18 protein-coding genes are annotated in these 21,099 nt (G+C 73.0%); 5 read left to right on the top strand and 13 right to left on the bottom strand.

Annotated elements, in window-relative coordinates; translation table 11 throughout:
- Nucleotides 1-41: 41 nt before the first annotated feature.
- The 3 genes from AC5WAM_RS24390 to AC5WAM_RS24380 are packed head-to-tail and all read right to left on the bottom strand — an operon-like array spanning nucleotide 42 to nucleotide 2,965.
- Nucleotides 42-1,238, bottom strand: a complete 1,197-nt coding sequence (locus AC5WAM_RS24390; protein ID WP_495518802.1) for a dipeptidase — start codon at nucleotides 1,236-1,238, stop codon at nucleotides 42-44.
- Between the two features lie 39 nt (nucleotides 1,239-1,277).
- Complete coding sequence (purE, locus tag AC5WAM_RS24385) at nucleotides 1,278-1,817, bottom strand: 5-(carboxyamino)imidazole ribonucleotide mutase (protein WP_138960095.1); 540 nt, start codon at nucleotides 1,815-1,817, stop codon at nucleotides 1,278-1,280.
- Nucleotides 1,814-2,965 carry a 5-(carboxyamino)imidazole ribonucleotide synthase gene (locus AC5WAM_RS24380; RefSeq protein ID WP_366791492.1) on the bottom strand — a complete coding sequence of 384 codons (1,152 nt, stop codon included), beginning with the start codon at nucleotides 2,963-2,965 and terminating at the stop codon, nucleotides 1,814-1,816. Before AC5WAM_RS24380 ends, purE begins: the two co-directional genes overlap by 4 nt.
- A 258-nt stretch (nucleotides 2,966-3,223) precedes the next feature.
- Here AC5WAM_RS24380 and AC5WAM_RS24375 point away from each other — a divergent pair, with 258 nt between their 5' ends.
- Nucleotides 3,224-3,754 (top strand): GtrA family protein, encoded by a 531-nt coding sequence (locus AC5WAM_RS24375; protein ID WP_495518801.1) that lies wholly within the window; start codon nucleotides 3,224-3,226, stop codon nucleotides 3,752-3,754.
- Between the two features lie 44 nt (nucleotides 3,755-3,798).
- On the opposite strand, the gene AC5WAM_RS24370 is transcribed toward AC5WAM_RS24375, so the two are convergent.
- Both AC5WAM_RS24370 and AC5WAM_RS24365 read right to left on the bottom strand, forming a co-directional pair.
- The gene (locus tag AC5WAM_RS24370) at nucleotides 3,799-5,070 is read right to left on the bottom strand and encodes a sensor histidine kinase (protein ID WP_366791494.1); all 1,272 of its coding nucleotides are present in this window, start codon (nucleotides 5,068-5,070) and stop codon (nucleotides 3,799-3,801) included.
- A 366-nt stretch (nucleotides 5,071-5,436) separates the two neighbouring features.
- On the bottom strand, nucleotides 5,437-6,114 hold the full coding sequence (locus AC5WAM_RS24365) for a response regulator transcription factor (protein ID WP_366791495.1): 678 nt from the start codon (nucleotides 6,112-6,114) through the stop codon (nucleotides 5,437-5,439).
- A 530-nt stretch (nucleotides 6,115-6,644) separates the two neighbouring features.
- Here AC5WAM_RS24365 and AC5WAM_RS24360 point away from each other — a divergent pair.
- Both AC5WAM_RS24360 and AC5WAM_RS24355 read left to right on the top strand, forming a co-directional pair.
- Nucleotides 6,645-8,135, top strand: a complete 1,491-nt coding sequence (locus tag AC5WAM_RS24360) for a peptide MFS transporter (RefSeq protein ID WP_366791496.1) — start codon at nucleotides 6,645-6,647, stop codon at nucleotides 8,133-8,135.
- Between the two features lie 165 nt (nucleotides 8,136-8,300).
- A complete protein-coding gene (locus AC5WAM_RS24355) occupies nucleotides 8,301-9,152 on the top strand; it encodes an alpha/beta hydrolase family protein (protein ID WP_366791497.1) in 852 nt (283 codons plus the stop codon).
- Between the two features lie 245 nt (nucleotides 9,153-9,397).
- On the opposite strand, the gene AC5WAM_RS24350 is transcribed toward AC5WAM_RS24355, so the two are convergent.
- The 6 genes from AC5WAM_RS24350 to AC5WAM_RS24325 form a co-directional block, all read right to left on the bottom strand.
- Complete coding sequence (locus AC5WAM_RS24350; protein ID WP_495523647.1) at nucleotides 9,398-10,714, bottom strand: hypothetical protein; 1,317 nt, start codon at nucleotides 10,712-10,714, stop codon at nucleotides 9,398-9,400.
- 89 nt (nucleotides 10,715-10,803) lie between these two features.
- Nucleotides 10,804-11,958: a hypothetical protein gene (locus AC5WAM_RS24345; protein ID WP_495518800.1), complete on the bottom strand. Its 1,155-nt coding sequence runs from the start codon at nucleotides 11,956-11,958 to the stop codon at nucleotides 10,804-10,806.
- Entirely contained in the window at nucleotides 11,955-12,896 is a 942-nt protein-coding gene (locus AC5WAM_RS24340; RefSeq protein WP_495518799.1) for a COG1470 family protein, read from the bottom strand. Before AC5WAM_RS24340 ends, AC5WAM_RS24345 begins: the two co-directional genes overlap by 4 nt.
- A 17-nt stretch (nucleotides 12,897-12,913) precedes the next feature.
- Complete coding sequence (locus AC5WAM_RS24335; RefSeq protein ID WP_495518798.1) at nucleotides 12,914-13,669, bottom strand: LPXTG cell wall anchor domain-containing protein; 756 nt, start codon at nucleotides 13,667-13,669, stop codon at nucleotides 12,914-12,916.
- Nucleotides 13,670-13,856: 187 nt separating this feature from the next.
- A complete protein-coding gene (locus tag AC5WAM_RS24330; RefSeq protein WP_366791500.1) occupies nucleotides 13,857-14,369 on the bottom strand; it encodes an ATP-binding protein in 513 nt (170 codons plus the stop codon).
- Nucleotides 14,370-14,711: 342 nt separating this feature from the next.
- A complete protein-coding gene (locus AC5WAM_RS24325) occupies nucleotides 14,712-15,080 on the bottom strand; it encodes an STAS domain-containing protein (protein WP_138960103.1) in 369 nt (122 codons plus the stop codon).
- A 271-nt stretch (nucleotides 15,081-15,351) separates the two neighbouring features.
- Between AC5WAM_RS24325 and AC5WAM_RS24320 the strand changes: the two genes are divergently transcribed.
- Nucleotides 15,352-16,305, top strand: coding sequence for an RNA polymerase sigma factor SigF (locus tag AC5WAM_RS24320; protein ID WP_495523646.1), 954 nt, complete (start codon nucleotides 15,352-15,354; stop codon nucleotides 16,303-16,305).
- Between the two features lie 115 nt (nucleotides 16,306-16,420).
- On the opposite strand, the gene AC5WAM_RS24315 is transcribed toward AC5WAM_RS24320, so the two are convergent.
- Nucleotides 16,421-17,788: an APC family permease gene (locus AC5WAM_RS24315; RefSeq protein ID WP_366791502.1), complete on the bottom strand. Its 1,368-nt coding sequence runs from the start codon at nucleotides 17,786-17,788 to the stop codon at nucleotides 16,421-16,423.
- A 104-nt stretch (nucleotides 17,789-17,892) separates the two neighbouring features.
- A complete protein-coding gene (locus AC5WAM_RS24310; RefSeq protein WP_495518797.1) occupies nucleotides 17,893-19,281 on the bottom strand; it encodes a type III PLP-dependent enzyme domain-containing protein in 1,389 nt (462 codons plus the stop codon).
- Nucleotides 19,282-19,397: 116 nt separating this feature from the next.
- On the opposite strand from AC5WAM_RS24310, the gene hutU reads away from it, so the two are divergent.
- Nucleotides 19,398-21,056, top strand: coding sequence for a urocanate hydratase (hutU, locus tag AC5WAM_RS24305; RefSeq protein ID WP_366791504.1), 1,659 nt, complete (start codon nucleotides 19,398-19,400; stop codon nucleotides 21,054-21,056).
- The last annotated feature ends 43 nt before the right edge of the window (nucleotides 21,057-21,099 follow it).

Here is a 21,099-nt window from a genome sequence, read left to right as displayed (position 1 = left end):
GCGGCTCTGGAGCCGCGCCCCTGGCGCCCGGTGATGACCCGTCAGCCGTCGAGCTGCTCCAGGGTCGCGATCGACGGGCCCCTGCGGGCCTTCGCGTCGCGGGCCACGTCCTCCGCCGCGCCCAGGACCCGGGCCGCGTTCCGCCAGGTCAGCTTGGCGAGGTCGGGCTCGGACCAGCCGCGGTCGAGGAGCTCGGCGACGAGGTTCGGATAGCCGGAGACGTCGTCGAGGCCGGACGGGGTGAACGCCGTGCCGTCGTAGTCACCGCCGATGCCGATGTGGTCGATGCCCGCGACCTCCCGCATGTGGTCGAGGTGGTCGGCCACCGTCGCCGCGGTGGCGACGGGGCGCGGGTGCGACTCCTCGAAGGCCGCGTGCACCTTCATGGCCTCCGGGGTGGTGTCCAGGTGGTGGAAGCCGTGCGCCCGCATGTTCTCGTCGGCCGCGAGGGTCCAGTCGACCGCCGCCTGGAGGACGAACTTCGGCACGAAGGTGGCCATCGCCACGCCGCCGTTCGCGGGCAGCCGCTCCAGGACGTCGTCCGGGACGTTGCGCGGGTGGTCGCACACCGCGCGGGACGAGGAGTGCGAGAAGATCACCGGCGCCTCGGAGGTGTCCAGGGCCGCCCGCATCGTCGTCGCCGCCACGTGCGAGAGGTCCACGAGCATGCCGAGCCGGTTCATCTCGCGGACCACCTCGCGGCCGAACGCGGACAGGCCGCCGACGCCCGGGACGTCCGTCGCCGAGTCCGCCCAGGCGATGTTGTCGTTGTGCGTCAGCGTCATGTAGCGCACGCCGAGGGCGTACAACGCCCGCAGCGTGGCGAGGGAGTTGTTGATCGAGTGGCCGCCCTCGGCGCCCATCAGGGACGCGATGCGGCCCTCCGCGCGGGCCGCCTCCATGTCGGCGGCGGTCAGCGCGGGGCGCAGCTGAGCCGGGTGGCGGGCGAGCAGCCGCTGGACGCAGTCGATCTGCTCCAGCGTCGCGCTGACCGCATCGTCGCCCGCCATGTCGCTGCGCACGTACACCGACCAGTACTGCGCGCCGACGCCGCCCGCGCGAAGGCGTGCCAGGTCGGTGTGGAGCAGGCCCGTCTGGTCGGCGGCGACGTCCAGGCGGTCGAGGTCGTACCCGGCCTTCTCGCGCAGCGCCCACGGCAGGTCGTTGTGACCGTCCACCACGGGGAACTCGGCGAGCAGGGAGCGGGCTCGGGCCAGGGAATCGGTCAGCTTCGTCATGCGGCCACTGTTCCCTCGATCGCGCGCGCTGTCACGGGGTCACTTCCCGAAGCCGAAGCCGGACCCCGCGCCCTCGACCTTGGCGCGCAGGCGCTTGCCCTTCTCGGTCGCCTGCTCGTTCAGCTCCTGCTGGAACTCGCGCATCCGGCCGAGCAGTTCGGCGTCGTGCGCGGCGAGGGTCCGCGCGGCGAGCAGGCCCGCGTTGCGCGCGCCGCCCACCGAGACCGTCGCGACCGGCACGCCCGCGGGCATCTGCACGATGGAGAGCAGGGAGTCCATGCCGTCGAGGTACTTCAGCGGCACGGGCACGCCGATCACCGGCAGCGGGGTCACCGACGCCAGCATGCCCGGCAGGTGCGCGGCGCCGCCCGCCCCCGCGATGATCACCTTCAGGCCGCGGCCTGCGGCCTCCTCGCCGTACGCGATCATCTCGCGCGGCATGCGGTGCGCGGACACCACGTCCACCTCGTACGGGATCTCGAACTCGTCGAGGGCCTTGGCGGCGGCCTCCATGACGGGCCAGTCGGAGTCCGAGCCCATGACGATGCCGACGACGGGACTGCTCACGGATGTGCTCATTCGGTGATCGTTCCTCGGAGGTAGCCGGCAGCGTGACGGGCGCGGTCGAGGACCTCGTCCAGGTCGTCGCCGTAGGTGTTGACGTGTCCGACCTTGCGGCCGGGCTTCACGTCCTTGCCGTACATGTGGATCTTCAGCTGCGGGTCCCGCGCCATGCAGTGCAGGTACGCGGTGTACATGTCGGGGTAGTCGCCGCCCAGGACGTTCGCCATGACCGTCCACGTGGCGCGCGGGCGCGGGTCACCCAGCGGCAGGTCCAGGACCGCGCGGACGTGGTTGGCGAACTGGGAGGTCACGGCGCCGTCCTGGCTCCAGTGGCCGGAATTGTGCGGTCGCATCGCGAGCTCGTTGACCAGGACGCGGCCGTCGCGGGTCTCGAACAGCTCCACGGCGAGGTGTCCGACCACGCCGAGCTCCTGGGCCACGCGAAGCGCCAGCTCCTGGGCCTGCCCGGCCAGTTCGTCGCTGAGGTCGGGGGCGGGCGCGATCACGGTGTCGCAGACGCCGTCGACCTGCCGGGACTCCACGACCGGGTACGCCACGGCCTGGCCGTGCGGCGAGCGCACGACGTTCGCCGCCAGCTCCCGGGCGAAGTCGACCATCTCCTCGGCGAGGACCGGCACGCCCGCGCGGAACGGCTCGGCGGCGTCGGCCGCGGAGCGCACGACCCAGACGCCCTTGCCGTCGTACCCGCCGCGCACGGTCTTCAGGACGACCGGGAAGCCGTCACCTTCCGTGGCCCCTTCCGCCGCGAAGGCCACGACGTCCGCCGGGTCCTCCACGATGCGGTGGCGTGGGCACGGCACCCCGAGCTCATCCAGCTTCGCGCGCATCACCCCCTTGTCCTGGGCGTGCACCAAGGCGTCGGGCCCCGGGCGCACGGGGATGCCGTCCGCCTCCAGGGCCCGTAGATGCTCGGTGGGTACATGTTCGTGATCGAAAGTGATCACGTCGCAGCCCCGCGCGAAGTCACGCAGCGTGTCCAGGTCGCGATAGTCGCCGATGACGACGTCGCTGACGACCTGCGCCGCGGAATCCTGCGGAGTGTCACTGAGGAGCTTGAACCTGATGCCTAGCGGGATGCCCGCCTCGTGGGTCATACGAGCGAGCTGCCCCCCGCCGACCATGCCGACTACCGGGAACGTCACACCCACAGGGTATCGGCCATCCGGGAACGGCCCGATCCCGTGCACCGGCGTCACAGCCGTGCCACGGATCGGACGGCGTCCCCGCGCACCACCGGGAGGGGCTGGTTAGCATGGCTGGGTTGACGCGACCGGGGAAACCGCAAACGAGGCGGGCGCGGCACCACAGGAGCGGCACCACCGGCACGACCCGCCGGTACGGCCGACCGACACGGGCAACACGACCGATGGACACCAATCACGGGGCTGGGGCGACCAACCATGACGGACCGCGGCGCACTGCGCGTGCGAATGGACCGGCTCACGCGGGAAGTGGCCAAGTTCGGGGCGGTGGGCGCGGTGGGGACGCTGGTGAACTTCGCCGTCTTCAACCTCGTGCGCCACCTCACCGACCTCCAGGTGGTGCGCGCCAGCGTCATCGCGACGGTGGTCGCGATCTGCTGCAACTACGTGGGGTTCCGCTACTTCACCTACCGTGACCGGGACAAGAGCGGCCGCACCAAGGAGCTGACGCTCTTCCTGCTGTTCAGCGTCGTCGGCCTGGTGATCGAGAACGGCGTCCTGTACGTCGCGACGTACGGCTTCGAGTGGGACAGCAAGCTCCAGGCGAACGTCTTCAAGTTCCTCGGCATGGGCATCGCCACGCTGTTCCGCTTCTGGTCGTACCGCTCCTGGGTGTTCAGGGCCCTGCCCGCGCGCGCCGCGGTCGCCGATGCCGAATCGTTCCTGGAGGACGCCCCGGCGGCCGACGGCGGGCGACCGGCCGCGTCGGGCGGGCGCCGCCAGGCCTGACCTGCGCCGATCCCGGCCCCGGGGGTGCGGGGGCGCGGGGGTGTTCAGCGCACGGTCTCGTCCTCGTGGCGCTCCTCGCGGAGCGTCGGCGTCCGCGAGAGGAAGAGACCGAACACCGGCGGCTTCCCCTGGAGCATCTCCAGACGGCCGCCGTCCGCTTCGGCCAGATCCCGGGCCACGGCGAGGCCGATCCCCGTCGAGTTGCGGCCGCTGATGGTGCGCTCGAAGATCCGCGCGCCGAGGTCGGCGGGCACGCCGGGGCCGCTGTCCGTGACCTCGACGACCGCCTGGTTGCCGGTGACGCGGGTGCGCAGGGCCACGGTGCCGCCGCCGTGCATCAGCGAGTTCTCGATCAGCGCCGCAAGCACCTGGGCGACCGCGCCCGGCGTGCCGACCGCCTGGAGGTGGCGCTTGCCGGAGCTGACGATGGCGCGGCCCGCGCTGCGGTAGGCGGGACGCCACTCCTCCAGCTGCTGCTTGATCACCTCGTCCAGGTCGAAGGAGACCGCGGAGCCCGTGCGGGGGTCGCGGGAGTTGGTGAGCAGCCGCTCCACGACGTCGGTGAGCCGCTCCACCTGGGTGAGGGCGATCGTCGCCTCCTCCTTCACCGTGTCCAGGTCGTCGGTCACGGCGACCTCCTCCAGGCGCATGGACAGGGCGGTCAGCGGGGTGCGCAGCTGGTGCGAGGCGTCGGCGGCGAGGCGGCGCTCGGCGGTGAGCATGCGGGCGATCCGCTCCGCGCTGGCGTCCAGGACGTCCGCGACCCGGTCGAGCTCCGGCACGCCGTAGCGGCGGTGGCGGGGGCGCGGGTCGCCCGAGCCGAGCCGCTCGGCGGTCTCCGCGAGGTCCGTGAGCGGGGAGGCGAGGCGGTTCGCCTGGCGCACGGCGAGCAGGACCGCGGCGATGATGGCGAGCAGGGCCACGCCGCCGATGATCAGCAGGGTGCGGCCGACCTCCTGGGTGACGGCGGTGCGGGGCTCCTCGACGGTGACCTTCTCGCCCTCCTCGCCGTCCTCCGTGGCCCGGATGACGTCGCCCGTCGGGCGGGTGCCGACCTCGATGGGGGCGCGGCCCGGGATGTCGATGCGGGCGTAGCGCTCGGTGTCCACCTGCTCCCGCAGGATCGCCCCGCTGACGCGCTCGTCGCTGATCAGACGGCTGTCCACGATGCTCGCGAGACGGACGGCCTCGGAGTTCACGCGCTCCTGGGCGCTGTTGCTGATCGTGCGGGTCTCGACGATCACCAGTGAGACGCCGAAGACGGCGATCACTACGAGGACGACGGCGAGGGTCGAGTTGATGAGGCGACGGCGCACGGGGCCCTCCGGCCGGGCAGGGGGACGGACCTGACCAGTGTGCCCCTCCCCTGCGGGGGCCCGGTCACCCCCGGCCCTTGCCCTGGCCTGGGCGGGGCCTCGCCTTCCGGTCGCCCGGGGCGCCATGCCGCCGCTGCCGCGGCGGGGCCTTTCCCACCCACCCGCCCGCCCGGAACTCCCCGGCCGCGCGGGACCGGCCCCGACGCGGAGCGCCGCCGGCGAGTGGTCGCGCGCCCGGGTGGGGGCGGGCGGGCCCGCCCCGGTCGCGCGCAGCACGGCCCCGGTACGCGGATCGCGCAGCGCGGCCCCGGTACGCCGGTCGCGCGCAGGGCGGCCCCTGGTGCGCGCCCCCGCAGGGAAACGCGGCTACGACTTCTCGAAGCGGAAGCCGACTCCTCGGACCGTGGCGATGTAGCGGGGGTTCGCCGCGTCGTCGCCGAGCTTCTTGCGGAGCCAGGAGATGTGCATGTCGAGGGTCTTGGTGGAGGACCACCACGTCGTGTCCCAGACCTCGCGCATCAGCTGGTCCCGGGTGACGACCCGGCCCGCGTCCCGGACGAGCACCCGCAGGAGGTCGAACTCCTTCGCCGTGAGCTGGAGTTCCTCCTCGCCCATCCAGGCCCGGTGCGACTCGACGTCGATCCGCACCCCGTGCGTGGCGGGCGGCTGCGCCGGCTCCGTGGCGCCGCGCCGCAGCAGGGCCCGGACCCGGGCGAGCAGCTCGGCGAGCCGGAACGGTTTGGTGACGTAGTCGTCGGCGCCCGCGTCGAGCCCGACGACCGTGTCGACCTCGTCGGCGCGCGCGGTGAGGATGAGGATCGGCACCGTGTGCCCCTCGGCGCGCAGCCGCCTCGCGACCTCCAGGCCGTCCATGCCGGGCAGGCCCAGGTCGAGCACGACCAGGTCCATGCTGCCCTGCAGCCCGGCGTCGAGGGCGGTGGGACCGTCCTCGCGCACTTCGACCTCGTAGCCCTCGCGGCGCAGTGCGCGGGCCAGCGGCTCCGAGATGGACGCGTCGTCCTCGGCGAGCAGTACACGGGTCATGGGGTGATGGTAGTCCGCTGCGGACGGCCGCCGAAGGGTGATCGCCAGGAGCGGGCGCGGTCCGCGCCGGGGGCCCGTCCGGGGTGGCCCCCCGGGACCGGAAGATCACAATCCAGGATGCGATCCTTGGATACATCTAGGGGACACCTTGGAATGTGCTCCATTGGTTCCTAGGTCACCTGTGATCCATGTCTCAACTCCTTCCAAATCACGCTCTGTCGTGGCGTATGGTGGCGAGACGCCTGTAGCACTACTCAAGGACCTTTGGCCCGCTATTGCGCGCCAAGGGTCCTTCTGTGTGTGGGCTGGTGATCACCAGCCTGAAAGCAATGACCTGTGGTCGGGCCCCGCTCGCGATGATGCGTCCGGGGTGTGGATCTCGGTGTCGCCGTCTCTCGTGCTCCGCCCAGCGGACCGGTTCCCCTCGCAGGCGTGGGGGGTGGACGGTCCGGCGCCGGTGCCGACCGCCCCCACCGGGCGCGCCCATGGCGGCCTCGCCACGCGCGTCCCGACACCACGAGGATCGACCCATGGCGTCCAGCCTGACGAAGGACTCGGCCAGCACTCCTGGCACCGAGAAGACCTTCTTCGGCCACCCCCGCGGCCTGGCCACTCTCTTCATGACCGAGATGTGGGAGCGCTTCAGCTTCTACGGCATGAAGGCCCTGCTCCCCTTGTACCTGGTCGCGCCCGGCGGCATGGACATGAACGCCGCCACAGCCACGGCGATCTTCTCGATCTACATGGCGATGGTCTATCTGCTCGCCCTGCCGGGCGGCTGGTTCGCGGACCGCCTGTGGGGCCCGCGCAAGACGATCACGATAGCCGCTTTGGTGATCATGCTCGGTCACCTCACGCTCGCGCTGCCGGGCCAGGCGATGTTCTTCCTCGGCCTGGTCTTCGTGGCGATCGGCTCCGGCCTCCTGAAGGCCAACATCTCCACGATGGTCGGCCACCTCTACAACGGCCCGGACGACCCGCGCCGCGACGGCGGCTTCACGGTCTTCTACATCGGCATCAACCTGGGTGCCTTCTTCGCCCCGCTGGCCATCGGCACCGTCGGCGAGAAGGTCAACTGGCACCTCGGCTTCGCCATCGCCGCCTTCGGCATGGGCCTCGGCCTGATCCAGTTCCTGCTCGGCGGCCGCCACCTGAGCCCGCAGAGCAGCGTCGTGCCGAAGCCGGTGCCGCGCGCCGAGCTGATGGGCCTGGTCCGCAAGGCCATGCTGTGGATCATCGCCGCCGTCGTCTTCTACGGCGTCGCCGTCGCCACGGACGTCTACACCCTGAACTGGGCCATCGTCCCGATCACGGTCTCCGGTCTGCTCATCCCGATCTGGGTCCTGACCAAGATCAAGCGCGACAAGTCGCTGGACGAGACCGAGCAGTCCAAGATGACGGCGTACATCTGGTTCTTCGTGGCCGCCGCGGTCTTCTGGATGATCTACGACCAGGGCGCGTCCACCGTGGCCCTGTTCGGCAAGAACTCCACCGACACCTCGATCCTCGGCTTCGACTTCCCGGTCTCCTGGTTCCAGTCGGTCAACCCGGTCCTGATCATGGCCCTCGCCCCGGTCGTCGCCTGGATCTGGCTGGCGCTCAACCGGCGCGGCCAGGAGCCGAACTCGGTCGTGAAGTTCGCCTCCGGTCTCTTCATCGTCGGCGTCTCGTTCTTCGTCTTCCTGATCCCGCTGTCCATGGCGGGCGACGGCGAGAAGGTCGGCGCGTACTGGATCGTCGCGATCTACTTCATCCACACCGTCGGTGAGCTGTGCGTCTCCCCCGTCGGCCTGTCGGTCACCACGAAGATGGCCCCGCAGAAGTACGCCTCCCAGATGCTGGGCGTCTGGTTCCTCGCCGTCACCGCCGGTGACTGCACCACGGGTCTGCTCTCCATCGCGGGCGTCGACCTGAACAAGTCCGGCGTGGTCGCCATGGAGGCCACGATGGCGGTCATCGCGGCCGTCGCGGTGTTCATGTACCGCAAGAAGGTCAAGGCGCTCATGGGCGACGTCCACTAGTCGCTTCGCTGGAGCCGCAGTAAGGAACCTGCGGGCCGTCCGTGGCTGGTCGCGCCCCGCGGCGGAGCCGCACCCGTACGAACTGAGGGCCGCCGCACCACCCGGTGCGGTGGCCCTCGGGCCTTTTCGGGGGCGGCGCGGTGCCCGCCGGTGCAGCATCGGGCCATGACCGTACGCCGGACGCTCCTGACCCTCGCCCTGTGCGGCACGCTCCTGTCCTCCAGCGCGGCCGCCGAGGCCTCGCACGCGCCCGGACGCGCGTACTCCTACGGGGCGCACCCGCGCCAGACCGTGACCGTGTACGGCCACGGCGGCACGGCCCTGGTGATCCTGCACGGCGGCTCGTGGGCGCGGGACAACGACTGGAGCGGCTGGTCCCGGTGGTTCGCCGCGCGCGGCTTCACCGTGTACGAGACCGACTACCGGCTCTCCTCGGACGCCGTCTGGCCCGCGCAGCGCACCGACGTCCTGGCCGCGCTGCGCTGGATCGCCCGCCGCGAGGGGCCGGGCGCGCCCCGGCCCCTGCTGCTCGGCTCGTCGGCGGGCGGGCACCTCGCCGTGAGCGTCGGGGCGTACCGCGACGGGCGCGCGTACGCCCGGGGCGTGGTCGCCCTCTCGCCCGTCGCCTCGCCGTACCGGGCCTGGCGTGACGGCACCGCGCCGGGCGCCCCGGACCGGCGGCGGGCGCTCGCCCGGGCGGCGAAACGTCTCGCCGGGTGCGACCCGGACCGCGCCGGGCGGCCGTGCCGGGAGCGCTGGGACGACCTGTCGGCCGCCTCCCACGCGTCGGGCGCGCGAGACGCTCCGCTGTACCTGGCGCACTCGGCGGGCGACTTCGTGCCGCCCGCGCACTCCGCGGACCTCGCCGCCGCGCAGCGCCGCGCGGGCCTGCGGGACGTGACCGTGCGCACGCTGCCCGGCGCGGCGCACGGCGGGGCGCTCCTGCGGGAGCGGGGGCTCGCCGCGGGCGTGCTGCGGTGGCTGCGGGGCCATGCCGGGAGCTCCCGGGGCCGGTGACCGACTGCGGGTTCGCCGTGGCTGGCCGCGCCGTTCCCCGCGCCCCTTCGGGGCACTTCAGCGCAGCCGCCGCCTCCTGCGCGGCAGGAACGTGACCGCACGGCGCGGCGCTCCTGCGGGAGCAGGGGCTCGCCGCGGGCGTGCTGCGGTGGCTGCGGGGCCATGCCGGGAGCTCCCGGGGCCGGTGACCGACTGCGGGCTCGCCGTGGCTGATCGCGCCGTTCCCCGCGCCCCTTCGGGGCGCTTCAGCGCAGCCGCCCCCGCCTGCGCGGCAGGAACGTGAACACCGCGCCGCCCAGCAGCACCGCCGTGCCCGCGACCAGGGCGAGGGCCCGCAGCGCGCCGTCGCCGTCGGCGCCGGTGTCGGCGAGGCCGCCGCCGGACGCGTCCCCCGGGGCGCCGCCCGCGGAGCCGCCGCCGGAGCCCGAGCCGGAGCCCGAACCCGAGCCGCCTGCCGTGCCGCCCGGCTGCGCCGAGGTGTCGAGCACCAGGGACACCCCGGTCTTCACGGGCGTACAGGTGGTGGTCGTGCCGAGGGCCCTCACGGTGAGGACACCGGGCGAGAGCGTCGCCTTCCCGTCGGCGCCCGGCGTGTAGGTGCCGGTCAGGTCCGGGACGGCGATCGGGGCGCCGGACTTGATGGGCTCCTTGTTGGCGGGGCCCTCGACGGGCACCGTGCCCTTGTCGGCGCCGCCGAGGAGCACGGCCATGGAGGGCTTCACCGCACCCTTGGGGATGTCGACCGGGCTGTCCATCACGGACTTCTTGAACCGCACGGTCAGGCCGTACTTCCCGCCGTCCTTCCGGGCGTCGATCTGCACCGGCGAGGTCGCCTCCTTGTCGCCGATCGGCGTCTTGCACTTGTACGGGACCTGCACCTCCTTGCCGGGGAAGTCGGTCTGGCCGTCGCCGCCGCCGGACGAACCGCCGGACGAGCCCCCCGTCGTCCCGCCCGACGTGCCGCCGCTGTCACCGCCGCCGGAGGCCGTACCGCCGGAGGATCCCCCGGATGTCGTACCGCCGGACGTCGTACCGCCGGACGTGCCGCCGCCATCGGTCACCTTGATGGTCACGGCGGGCTTCACGGCCTCCTCGGGCTTGCACGTGGTGTCCGTGGAGATCGGCTTGCTCACGTTGATGGCGTACGCGCCCGGGGTCAGCGTCACCTCGCCCGGCGCGGTCAGCTTCAGCTTGCCCTTCATGTCGGACAGGACCATCGCGCCGCCCTTGGGGATGGGCGGATTGGTGCGGGTCCCCTCGACCTTCAGGTCGCCGCTCTGGGCGCCGCCCACCGTGACGGTGCCGGTCGGCAGGACGGTGTCCTTGGCGAGGTCGAGGATGTCGGGGTTCTTCGAGGCGGCCTCGACCGTCTTCCACACCACCTCGACCTCGTCGCCGACCTTCGCCTCGGCGGGCGCCGTCACGTCCGCCTTCGTGGTGCCGTGCACCGGCGGCAGCTGGGAGACGGGCGGCGGCACGCACTCGGTCCTGTACGCGACCTCGGCGGCGCTCGCCGGGCCCGCCGCGCCGAACACGGCGAGGCCCGCGCCGCCGAGCGCCAGGGCGACCGAGGCCGCGGCCGCTCTCGTCCGGGGTGGTGCGCCCCTTCTGGGGCTGCCCGCTCTCGCGCTCCGTTGCGTCGGCTTCCTCGTCACGGCTTTCCTTTCGTCGGGGGGCCGTTGTCGGACGGTGCGGAGAGCTGTCCCGCCGGGGCGCCCGGGTCGGTGTCCGGGGTGAACCACGGCAGGCCGGTGGAGGTGGACCCGGTGTCACGGGAGGGGGGTGCCGAGTCGTCGGCGGCGGTGTCCGGCCTTCTGAGCAGCGCCGCCTTGGCGAGCAGGGCGCTCTTCGTGAGCCGGGTGCCGCCGGGCAGGGCCGCGGTGACGCGCCGCGTGCGGTGGCGGCCCTGCGGGCGGCCGCCGGACCCCTTGGCGGGGCGGAGCCGGTCGACGGCCACCATGCCGACGCGGAAGACGGCCGCGGGCACCACGAGGGCGAGGAGCACCCAGAACAGGGTCACGCCCCAGGGCCGCCCCACGCCCCACGGCTGCTCGGCGAGGACATCGCTGCCGTACCGGAGCGAGACCAGGTAGTCACCGTGGGCGCCCGCGGGCAGCTCGACCGGAAGCCTGATCCTCGCCTTCGCACCGGGTGCGATGGTGCCGCGCCACTGCTGCTGCTCCCACTGCGGGGCGAACACGCCGTGGGAGGTGCCGACCTGGAAGACCGGGTCCTTGACCGGCGCGGTGCCCGGGTTGCCCACGGTGACCACCAGCTGCCGCGAGGGCGGGGAGCCGAACCACGTGAGGAGGCCGCTCGACCCGTCGAGCCGGGGGTCCGCGAGCACCGCGAGCCGCCCGCCGCGCGGCGTGCGCAGCGGCTTCACCGGATGCCCCGCGACCTTGAACGCCGCGTCCACCGCGGCCTTCCCGCCGGTCACCGTGGCGACGTGCACGACGCACGGGCAGGGTTTCGGCGGCTCGGCGACGGGCAGCCGCTTGCGGAACGTGCCGTCGCCGCCGGTGGTGACGGCACGGCCCTCGGCGTTGGCGCAGGAGTTGGTGCCGCCGGGCACCCCCGCGGCGGGCGTGCCCTGCCCGCAGACGAGCATCATGAGCAGCGCGCGCGGCCGCCACCCCTTGCCGGTCACGGTGACCGAGCCCCCGGTCCCCGCCTGGGACGTGGAGAGCATGACCTTCGGCTTCGGCTCGGCCGCGGCGCCCGGCACGGGCCCGAGCAGCGCGAAGGCCAGGGCGATGACCAGGGCCGACGCGCAGCAGCGCGGCCACGTCCGCTGTACGTTCACGGCTTGCCTCCCGTCCCCGTGGCCGTCGGCTCCCGCTCCGCCGCCGCCGTCTCCGCCGCCGCTGTCGTCTCCGGTTCCGCTGCCGCTGTCGTCTCCGCCGGTGGGCCGGCGTCCCGTCTCCGGCGGCGTACGACGTGCCGTACGGCGCACCACGCGGCGACGCCCGCCGCGACGGCACCGGCGCCCGCGCCCGCGGCGGCGGGCCACGGCACGAGGCGTGCGGACGCGGACCCCTCGGCCCGCACCCCGCCCGCCGCCGTGGCCGTCAGGCGCACGTCCACGGCGTCGAACGACGGCACGCCGGGCCACGGCTCGCTCAGCGCGACCCGGCTGCCGGGCGCAACGCGCACGGGCACGCGGTGCGGCGCCCGGTCGAGCAGTTCCCCGAAGACGCCGTCGGCCCGCACCGCGACGCGCGGCGCCAGCACCGTGGTGCCCCGGTTCACCAGCTCGTACGTGATCCGCTCCGCGTCCGCGTCGAGGCGTACGCGCTCCACGGTCAGCGCGGCCAGGGCGGGCCCGGCCACCCGGAGGCGCAGGGGCACCCGGGCGCCCCGGCCGCCGCCGCGCGCGACCACCGCGCCGGAGCGGTCGCCCGGGGCGGCCCCCCTCGGCACCGCCACGGTGAACGGGACGTCGGCCCGGGTGCGCGGCGGCACCGTCACCTTCCGCCGGGCGAAGGCCATCCACGCCCCGATGCCGTCGGGGCCGGTGCCGCGCAGGGTCACCGTGCGGGGCCGCGCGCTCCGGTTCGTGACGGACACCTTGTCCTCAAGGACGGCACCGGGCGCGCCCTCCGCGTACAGGGAGGGCCGTGCGGAGCCCGCGGGCCCGAGCGACCAGCCGCCGCCGTCGGCCGCGCGGGCGAGGGGCGCGGCAGCGCACGCGAGCAGCGCGCCGGCCGTGGCGAGCGCCCGCGCGGCGGCCCGCATCCGCATCGCCCGCGTCCCCGCCCTCAGCGCGGCGCCTGGTTCCGGCGCGTCAGCCACAGCACCCCGGCCGCGCCCGCGAGGAGCACCGTGCCGCCGAGCGTGCCGAGCGCGATCGCGGAGTCGGCGGGTCCGGTCTGCGGCAGGTCCTCGCCGCCGGACGGCGTGCCCTGCGTGCCGTCGGACGTGTCGCCGGAGCCGGAGCCCGAGCCCGTTCCGGAACCGGAACCGGCGCCGGATCCCGAGCCCGCGCCGGAGCCGGCGTCCGAGCCGCTCCCCTTCACGTTCAGGGTCAGCGACGGCTTCGGGTCGTTCGCGGGCGTGCACGTCGTCGTCGTACCGAGCGCCTTGATGGTCAGGACACCGGCGGTGAAGGTGACCTTGCCGGACTTCTTGGGCGTGTACGTGCCCGTCAGGGTGCTGATCTTGATGGGGGTGTTGGCCGGGATGGGCGCGGAGTTGGGCGGCCCGGACACCGGGACGGTGCCGCTCTCCGCGCCGCCGAGCTCGATGAGCGCGCTCGGCTTCATGGCGCCCTTGCCGAGCTCGACGGGGCTGGAGGAGACGCCCTTCTGGAAGGACATCGTGAGCTTGTAGCCGCTGCCGCTCCTGACGCTCTTGATGTCGATCGGTGAGACGGCGCCCTTGTTCCCGATGGGCGTCTTGCACTGGTAGTCGACGTCCTGGACCTCGGCCCGTGCGGCGGGTGCGGTCAGCAGCAGCGCCGATCCGGCCAGGGCGGCGGTGAGTGCGAGCGCGGTGGGCTTCCTCTGGTACGGCACCTCGTGGTCCCCTCATGCCGGTGGCGAAATCCGTGCCGCGCGCACTGATTTGCTGACGGCACATCAGATCGGGCGCTCAAGGTACGCCGGGGACCTTGTCGAGGGAAGACAAAGGACGCCCCGGATCCGTGGAGATCCGGCGCGTCCTTCGAACCGCGGGTAACCCTTGTGACTCCGGGCGCGGGCGCTAGCCCGGCGCCTCCAGCTCCGCCCACACCGTCTTGCCCGTCTCCCCAGGGGTCCGCACAACCCCCCAGTCCAGACAGAGCCGCTGCACGATGAACATGCCGTGCCCGCCGGGCCGCCCGGCCCGGTGCGGCGTGCGCGGCGCGGGCTGCCCGGCACCGCGGTCGGAGACCTCGATGCGCAGCACCTTCCGGCCGCCGTCGCAGGACAGCCAGAGCTCGTCGGGGCCCTCGGCGTGCAGGCAGGCGTTGGTGACCAGTTCGGAGACCACGAGCAGGACGTCCTCCGCCGCGGCGCGCCGGTCGGCGGAGGCCGCGGGCAGCCAGCCCCAGGCGTGCAGCGCCTCGCGGGTGAAGTCCCGCGAGAGCGGGACCACGCCGCTCGCGCCGTCCAGGCTCAGCCTGCGGACCTGGCGGCCCCCGGGCCCGGGGGCCGCGTGCGCGGGAGCGTCCGCGACAGCGGCCTCCGGCTCCGGGCCACGGTCGCCCGGCGAGTAAGGCCGGGTGGCGCTCATCAGCACTTCACCTCACCGACAAGAGGACTCTGGACAAGGACGGACCACGGGAGCCCGGTGGCGGGGCCTTCGCCCGCCCGGCCGCTCCCCGGCCGCTTGCCATTTCTGACGTTTGATCCGACGTTGGTCTGCTGTTCGCTCCGGCGCCGCCGGACGCCGGCCGACTCCGGATTCAGGGTGACTCCTGCCCGGCCGAACCGGACGAACACCCATGGATTCGGTGGGAACCGTGTGACGCCGGTAACGCATTGGTCACACCGCGGCAACTGACACATAACGCTTCACGTCACCCGTCATATTGCCCCCCACACACCTCGTACTCCCCGCGAAGAGAGGTCCGGCTCAGTCGGCCAGCGCCGCTTCGAGCGTCTCGTGGACAGTGAAGACGGCGTCGGCCCCCGTGATCTCGAACACCCTGGCCACCACCGGCAGCATCCCGGCGAGATGCACGCCGCCGCCCGCGGCCTCGGCCTTGAGACGGGCCCCGAGGAGCACGTTGAGACCCGTGGAATCACAGAACTCCAACCGTGAGCAGTCGACCACGAGGCGCGAGAAGCCCTCGTCGACGCAGCCTTCGAGCGGTTCGCGCAGCACATCGGCGGTGTGGTGATCGAGCTCACCCGCCGGAGTCACGACGGCGCTGCGGCCCTCTTTCCGGACTTCGACCGAAAGTCGGCCCCTGTGTGCGCTGCCGACCGTCCCGCGGTCCATGCCGTCACTCTCTTCCGACCGTTGGGCTGTTACTGGCGCGCGCCGTGACGCGCGATGACGCCCTTGAACATTACGCCTTCCGTACGCCCCGGGGTACCCGAACATCCCCCTGAATTCGGACATTTCGCCACGCACCGCACTTGCGACTCCGCGTCGGAAGCGGGTAGGGGTAGAAGGGACATCACCCGACCCGGACGGCCATGGAGGCGCCGCACACCGCAGTGCACGTAGTGGCATCGGCAGCCATATGCCGAGAACGATGGAGGACACCATGTCACCCCGGCTCGACGAATCGCGTACTGACCAAGCGACGTCGACACCCCCGCCGAACCGCACCCGAACCTCGATCCCCGGCCCCGCCGAAGAGGCCCTGCCGGCGGCCGCGACGGACCCGTCGCGCCCCGACGAGCGGCCCGATTCACTCTCCGGGCTCCCCGAGATCCCCCCGTTCGACGAGGTGGGCCCCCTCGACGCGCGAGCCCTGTCCAAGACGCTCTTCGAGCGGCTCGAGTCCCTCGAAGAGGGCACCCACGCCCACGCGTACGTACGCAACACCCTCGTCGAGCTCAACCTCGCCCTGGTGAAGTTCGCCGCCTCCCGGTTCCGCTCCCGCAGCGAGCCGATGGAGGACATCATCCAGGTCGGCACCATCGGCCTGATCAAGGCGATCGACCGCTTCGAGCTCAGCCGCGGCGTCGAGTTCCCCACCTTCGCGATGCCGACCATCGTCGGCGAGATCAAGCGCTTCTTCCGCGACACCTCGTGGTCGGTGCGCGTGCCGCGACGGCTCCAGGAGCTCCGCCTCGACCTCGCCAAGGCGGGTGACGAACTCGCTCAGCAGCTCGACCGCTCGCCGACGGTGGCCGAGCTCGCCGAGCGCCTCGGCCTCTCGCACGACGAGGTCGTCGAGGGCATGGCGGCGTCCAACGCCTACACCGCGAGCTCGCTCGACGCGCAGCCCGAGGACGACGACTCCGAAGGCGCGCTCGCCGACCGCATCGGCTACGAGGACCACGGGCTCGAAGGCATCGAGTACGTCGAGTCGTTGAAGCCGCTGATCGCCGAACTGCCGCCGCGGGACCGGAAGATCCTCTCCCTGCGGTTCGTGGCGAACATGACCCAGTCGGAGATCGGCGAGGAGCTGGGCATCTCCCAGATGCACGTCTCGCGTCTGCTGTCCCGCACGCTGGTGCGGCTGCGCAGAGCTCTGACGGTCGAGGAGTAGCAGCGCCCCGTCGTCGCTCCGCGTCTCGTCCCCGAACGCCGGACGGGCCGGACGGTGCCGCTCGCGGCAGCGTTCGCCCCCTCCGGCGTTCGGGTTCCGGGGCCCTCTCCCTCGGTCAGCCCTCCGTGCGCGCCCGCATCACCAGCTTGTTCACCGCCCACAGGGCGATGCCGATCGCGAGCAGGACGCCCGCGCGGACGTAGACGTCGGCCGGGCGGTCGGCGAGCGGGCTCGCGAGGACGAGCGCGGTGATCGCGCCGAGCACGGGCAGGGCCGTGGGCGTGCGGAAGTGGTCGTGGTCCACGGGGTCCCTGCGCAGCACCAGGACCGCGACGTTGACGACGGCGAACACGCACAGGAGCAGGAACGCCGTGGTGTCGCCGAGGCCCTCGATCTCGCCGGTGGAGACCAGGCCGATGGCGAGCAGGGAGACGAACGCGATGCCCACGACGGGCGTGCGGCGACCGGCCAGGACGCGGCCCATGGAGCGCGGCAGGATGCGTTCGTTGGCCATGCCGTAGCAGAGGCGGGAGGCCATCATGATGTTGATGAGGGCGGAGTTGGTGACCGCGAACAGGGCGATGAGCGCGAAGAGTTTGTGCGGGAAGTCGACGCCGCCCGCCTTCACGACCTCCAGGAGCGGTCCGCTGGAGCCCTCCAGGGTCTTGTGGTCGACCAGGAGCGAGGAGACCAGGGCGACCAGGACGTAGATGGTGCCGGTCACCGCCACGCCGATGAAGATCGCACGCGGGAAGGTGCGGGTGGGGTCCTTGGTCTCCTCGGCCATGTTCACCGAGTCCTCGAAGCCGACGAAGGCGAAGAAGCCGAGCGCGGTGGCCCCGAGGACGCCCGTGATCAGGGCGTATCCGGTGCCGCTCGACTCGAACTCGGTGAGCCGCGACGGCTCTCCGTCCCCCGTGAGCACGGCCCACGCGCCGATCGCGAGGATGATCAGCAGACCGGTCAGCTCGACCGCGGTCAGCACGACGTTCGCCTTCACCGACTCCGACACGCCCCGCAGGTTCAGCGCGGCGAGGGCCAGGACGAACGCGATCGCCACCAGCGTCGGCGGCAGCGCGTCATCGGTCAGCTCGCTCAGATAGTCCCCGCTGAAGGCGCGGGCGGCCGCGCTCGCGGACGACAGGCCCGAGCACATCACCATGAACGCGATGATGAAGGTCAGGAAGGGGACCTTGAAGGCCTTCTGGGTGTAGAGCGCGGCGCCCGCCGCCCTCGGGTACTTGCCGACCAGTTCCACGTACGACGCGGCCGTCAGGATCGCCACGACGAAGCCGATGAGGAACGGCACCCACAGGGCACCGCCCACCTTTCCCGCCACCTTGCCGGTGGTGGCGTAGATGCCGGTGCCGAGGATGTCGCCGATCACGAAGAGGATCAGCAGCTTGGGGCCGAGGACCCGGCGCAGGCCGGGCTCCTCCTCGGCCGGATGCGTGGTGGTACCGCTCGTTCCTGAAGTCGTCACAGGAGCCTCCCCCGAACGTGCCCGGGACCTTCGGAAGGACCTCTTGCCCGTGACACGCCGGGACGATGCGGGAGTTGAGCAACATCAGAGCCCGTGGCGGCCCCTCACAGCCCGTTCAGCGCCTCCGGTGCGCCGCCGCCCGCCTCCGCGACCAGCTCCGCCACCGGCTGCGGCGCGCGCACGGTGGCGAAGCGGACCGTGCCGTCCGCCCCCGCGGCGAAGCCGTGGATCCCGGGCCGGGGCAGGCTGTTGTACGAGTAGTGCTGGGCGAAGTAGTAGGCGCCGGTGTCGAGGGCGGCCACGTGGTCGCCCGCTTCGAGCCGGGGCAGCGGGTGGTCGGCGGCGAGCAGGTCGCCCGCGAAGCAGGCCGGGCCCGCGACGTCCTGGCCGACGACGGGCCCCTGCTTCGGGCGGCCCTTGGCGTCGTACGCGGCGAGCCTGAGCGGCCAGGACCCGGGCGCGTACACCGTGCGGGTCGCCACCTGGACGCCCGCGTGGGTCAGCGCGATGGGCCGCCCGCCCGCCTCCTTGACGTACTCGACGCGGGCGAGCAGCACCCCCTGCTTGGCGAGCAGCGAGCGGCCGAACTCGGTGACCAGGCCGTAGCGCCCGTCGAGCAGGCCCGGCACGCGGTCCTTGAGCAGGCGCGCGTAATCGCCGTGGGTCGGGCTCGCCTCGTCGGAGGCGAAGTTGACGGGCAGGCCGCCGCCGATGTCGATGGTGTCGACCTGGCGGCGTCCGGCGCGGGCGTTGATCTCCTCGGCGAGTTCGTACACCGCGGCGACGCCCCGCACGAGCAGGTCGAGGGGGATGCCCTGGGAGCCGGTGTGCGCGTGCAGCCGGGTCAGCCAGGGCCGGTCGAGGTAGGCCTGGACGAGCCAGTCGCGGCCGCCGTCGTCCCTCAGCGGCACGCCGAACTTGGAGGTCGCCGTCGCGGTGGAGAGCGCGCCGATGGAGCCCGCGCCGACCTGCGGGTTCACCCGGATTCCGAGCGGCGATCCGGTGGGCGCCGAGCGCACCAGGGCGTCGAGGCGGGCCAGTTCCTGCGGGTTGTCGGCGTTGACGGCGATGCCCAGGGCGAGGGCCTCGCGCAGCTCGGCGGGGGTCTTGGCGGGCGAGTCGAGGACGGTGTGCGCGGGCGGCACCCCGGCGGCGCGGGCGAGGGCCAGCTCGCCCGGGCTCGCGACCTCGGCGCCGATCCCCTCCTCGTACAGCAGCCGCAGGACGGGCACCAGGGGCGTCGCCTTCACGGCGAAGGCGTGCAGGACGGGGGTGGCGGGCGGGGTGACCCCGGCGAAGGCGGCGCGCAGCGCGGCGGCGGCCGCGCGGACGCCGGTGACGTCGAGGAGGCCCGCGAGCGGGTTCTCCGGGCTCACCACGCCCTGCTCGATCGCGGCGCGCACGGCCTGGTCTCGGCGGGCGGCGGCCTCCGCGCCCGGGGGGCTCGTGGGATCGACGGTGGGGCCGGGAACCGTCGCGTCGTCGGGGCTCATGTGATCCACACAATCACCCGAGCGCCGCGTCCGCTGGCCCTACGGTGCTATTGACTAGAGCTATTCACCGACCGAGGATGTGAATAACAAGGTCACAGCCCGGAGGAGGCACCGCCATGTCAGGACCCCGCCCCGTACGAGCGCCGCGCGGCACCGAACTGAGCGCCCTGGGATGGCAGCAGGAAGCCGCCCTGCGCATGCTCCAGAACAACCTGGACCCCGAGGTCGCCGAGCACCCCGACAAGCTCGTCGTCTACGGCGGCACCGGCAAGGCGGCCCGCGACTGGCGCTCCTTCGACGCGATGGTGCGCACGCTGCGGACCCTCAAGCAGGACGAGACGATGCTCGTCCAGTCCGGCCGCCCCGTCGGCGTCATGCAGACCCACGAGTGGGCGCCGCGCGTGCTCATCGCCAACTCCAACCTGGTCGGCGACTGGGCGAACTGGGAGGAGTTCCGCCGCCTGGAGGCGCTCGGCCTCACCATGTACGGCCAGATGACCGCCGGTTCCTGGATCTACATCGGCACCCAGGGCATCCTCCAGGGCACGTACGAGACCTTCGCGGCCGTCGCGGCGAAGAAGTTCGGCGGCACGCTCGCCGGGACCATCACGCTCACCGCCGGGCTCGGCGGCATGGGCGGCGCCCAGCCGCTGGCCGTCACCATGAACGACGGCGTCGCGATCTGCATCGACTGCGACCCGCGCGCCATCGAGCGCCGCATCGAGCACCGCTACCTCGACGTGAGGGCGGACTCCCTGGAGCACGCGCTCCAGCTCGCCACCGAGGCCCGCGACGCCCGCCGCCCGCTCTCCATCGGCCTGCTCGGCAACGCGGCGGAGCTGCTGCCGCGCATGCTCGCCGAGGGCGCGCCCGTCGACATCGTCACGGACCAGACGAGCGCCCACGACCCCCTCGCCTACCTCCCCGTCGGCGTGGACTTCGACGACATGGCGGCGGCCGCCGAGAAGGACCCGGCGGGCTTCACCACCCGCGCCCGCGAGTCCATGGCCCGGCACGTCGAGGCCATGGTCGGCTTCATGGACGCGGGCGCCGAGGTCTTCGACTACGGCAACTCCATCCGCGGCGAGGCCCAACTGGCGGGCTACGACCGGGCGTTCGCCTTCCCCGGCTTCGTCCCCGCGTACATCCGGCCGCTGTTCTGCGAGGGCAAGGGCCCGTTCCGCTGGGCGGCCCTCTCGGGCGAGGCCTCGGACATCCACAAGACCGACAAGGCGATCCTCGACCTCTTCCCGGAGAACGAGTCGCTGCACCGCTGGATCAAGATGGCGGGCGAGCGCGTCCACTTCCAGGGCCTGCCCGCCCGCATCTGCTGGCTCGGCTACGGCGAGCGCGACAAGGCGGGCGAGCGCTTCAACGACATGGTGGCCTCCGGCGAGCTCCAGGCCCCGCTCGCCATCGGCCGCGACCACCTCGACTGCGGCTCGGTGGCCTCGCCCTACCGCGAGACCGAGGGCATGCGCGACGGCTCCGACGCCATCGCCGACTGGCCCCTCCTGAACGCCATGGTCAACGTGGCCTCCGGCGCCTCCTGGGTCTCCCTCCACCACGGCGGCGGCGTCGGCATGGGCCGCTCCATCCACGCGGGCCAGGTCACGGTCGCCGACGGCACGAAGCTCGGGGGCGAGAAGATCCGCCGGGTGCTCACCAACGACCCGGGCATGGGCGTGATCCGGCACGTCGACGCGGGCTACGACGGCGCCGAGGCCGTGGCCGCGGAGCGCGGCGTCCGCGTGCCCATGCGGGAGGGCGAGTGAAGCGCCCCGAAGGGGCGCGGGGAACCGCGCGCCCGGCCACGAC

The sequence above is a fragment of the Streptomyces sp. JLYT201 genome (assembly GCF_059448825.1).
Note: the sequence above shows the minus strand (reverse complement) of the source record. Positions and strands in the feature narration are given on the sequence as shown.

Excerpts from the sequence above, each read along its gene's own strand:
- purE (WP_138960095.1), bottom strand. The coding sequence starts at position 1,817 with ATGAGCACATCCGTGAGCAGTCCCGTCGTCGGCATCGTCATGGGCTCG.
- AC5WAM_RS24365 (WP_366791495.1), bottom strand. The coding sequence starts at position 6,114 with ATGACCCGTGTACTGCTCGCCGAGGACGACGCGTCCATCTCGGAGCCG.
- AC5WAM_RS24340 (WP_495518799.1), bottom strand. The coding sequence starts at position 12,896 with ATGCGGATGCGGGCCGCCGCGCGGGCGCTCGCCACGGCCGGCGCGCTG.
- AC5WAM_RS24375 (WP_495518801.1), top strand. The coding sequence starts at position 3,224 with ATGACGGACCGCGGCGCACTGCGCGTGCGAATGGACCGGCTCACGCGG.
- AC5WAM_RS24360 (WP_366791496.1), top strand. The coding sequence starts at position 6,645 with ATGGCGTCCAGCCTGACGAAGGACTCGGCCAGCACTCCTGGCACCGAG.
- AC5WAM_RS24390 (WP_495518802.1), bottom strand. The coding sequence starts at position 1,238 with ATGACGAAGCTGACCGATTCCCTGGCCCGAGCCCGCTCCCTGCTCGCC.
- AC5WAM_RS24355 (WP_366791497.1), top strand. The coding sequence starts at position 8,301 with ATGACCGTACGCCGGACGCTCCTGACCCTCGCCCTGTGCGGCACGCTC.
- AC5WAM_RS24310 (WP_495518797.1), bottom strand. The coding sequence starts at position 19,281 with ATGAGCCCCGACGACGCGACGGTTCCCGGCCCCACCGTCGATCCCACG.
- AC5WAM_RS24325 (WP_138960103.1), bottom strand. The coding sequence starts at position 15,080 with ATGGACCGCGGGACGGTCGGCAGCGCACACAGGGGCCGACTTTCGGTC.
- AC5WAM_RS24320 (WP_495523646.1), top strand. The coding sequence starts at position 15,352 with ATGTCACCCCGGCTCGACGAATCGCGTACTGACCAAGCGACGTCGACA.
- AC5WAM_RS24330 (WP_366791500.1), bottom strand. The coding sequence starts at position 14,369 with ATGAGCGCCACCCGGCCTTACTCGCCGGGCGACCGTGGCCCGGAGCCG.
- hutU (WP_366791504.1), top strand. The coding sequence starts at position 19,398 with ATGTCAGGACCCCGCCCCGTACGAGCGCCGCGCGGCACCGAACTGAGC.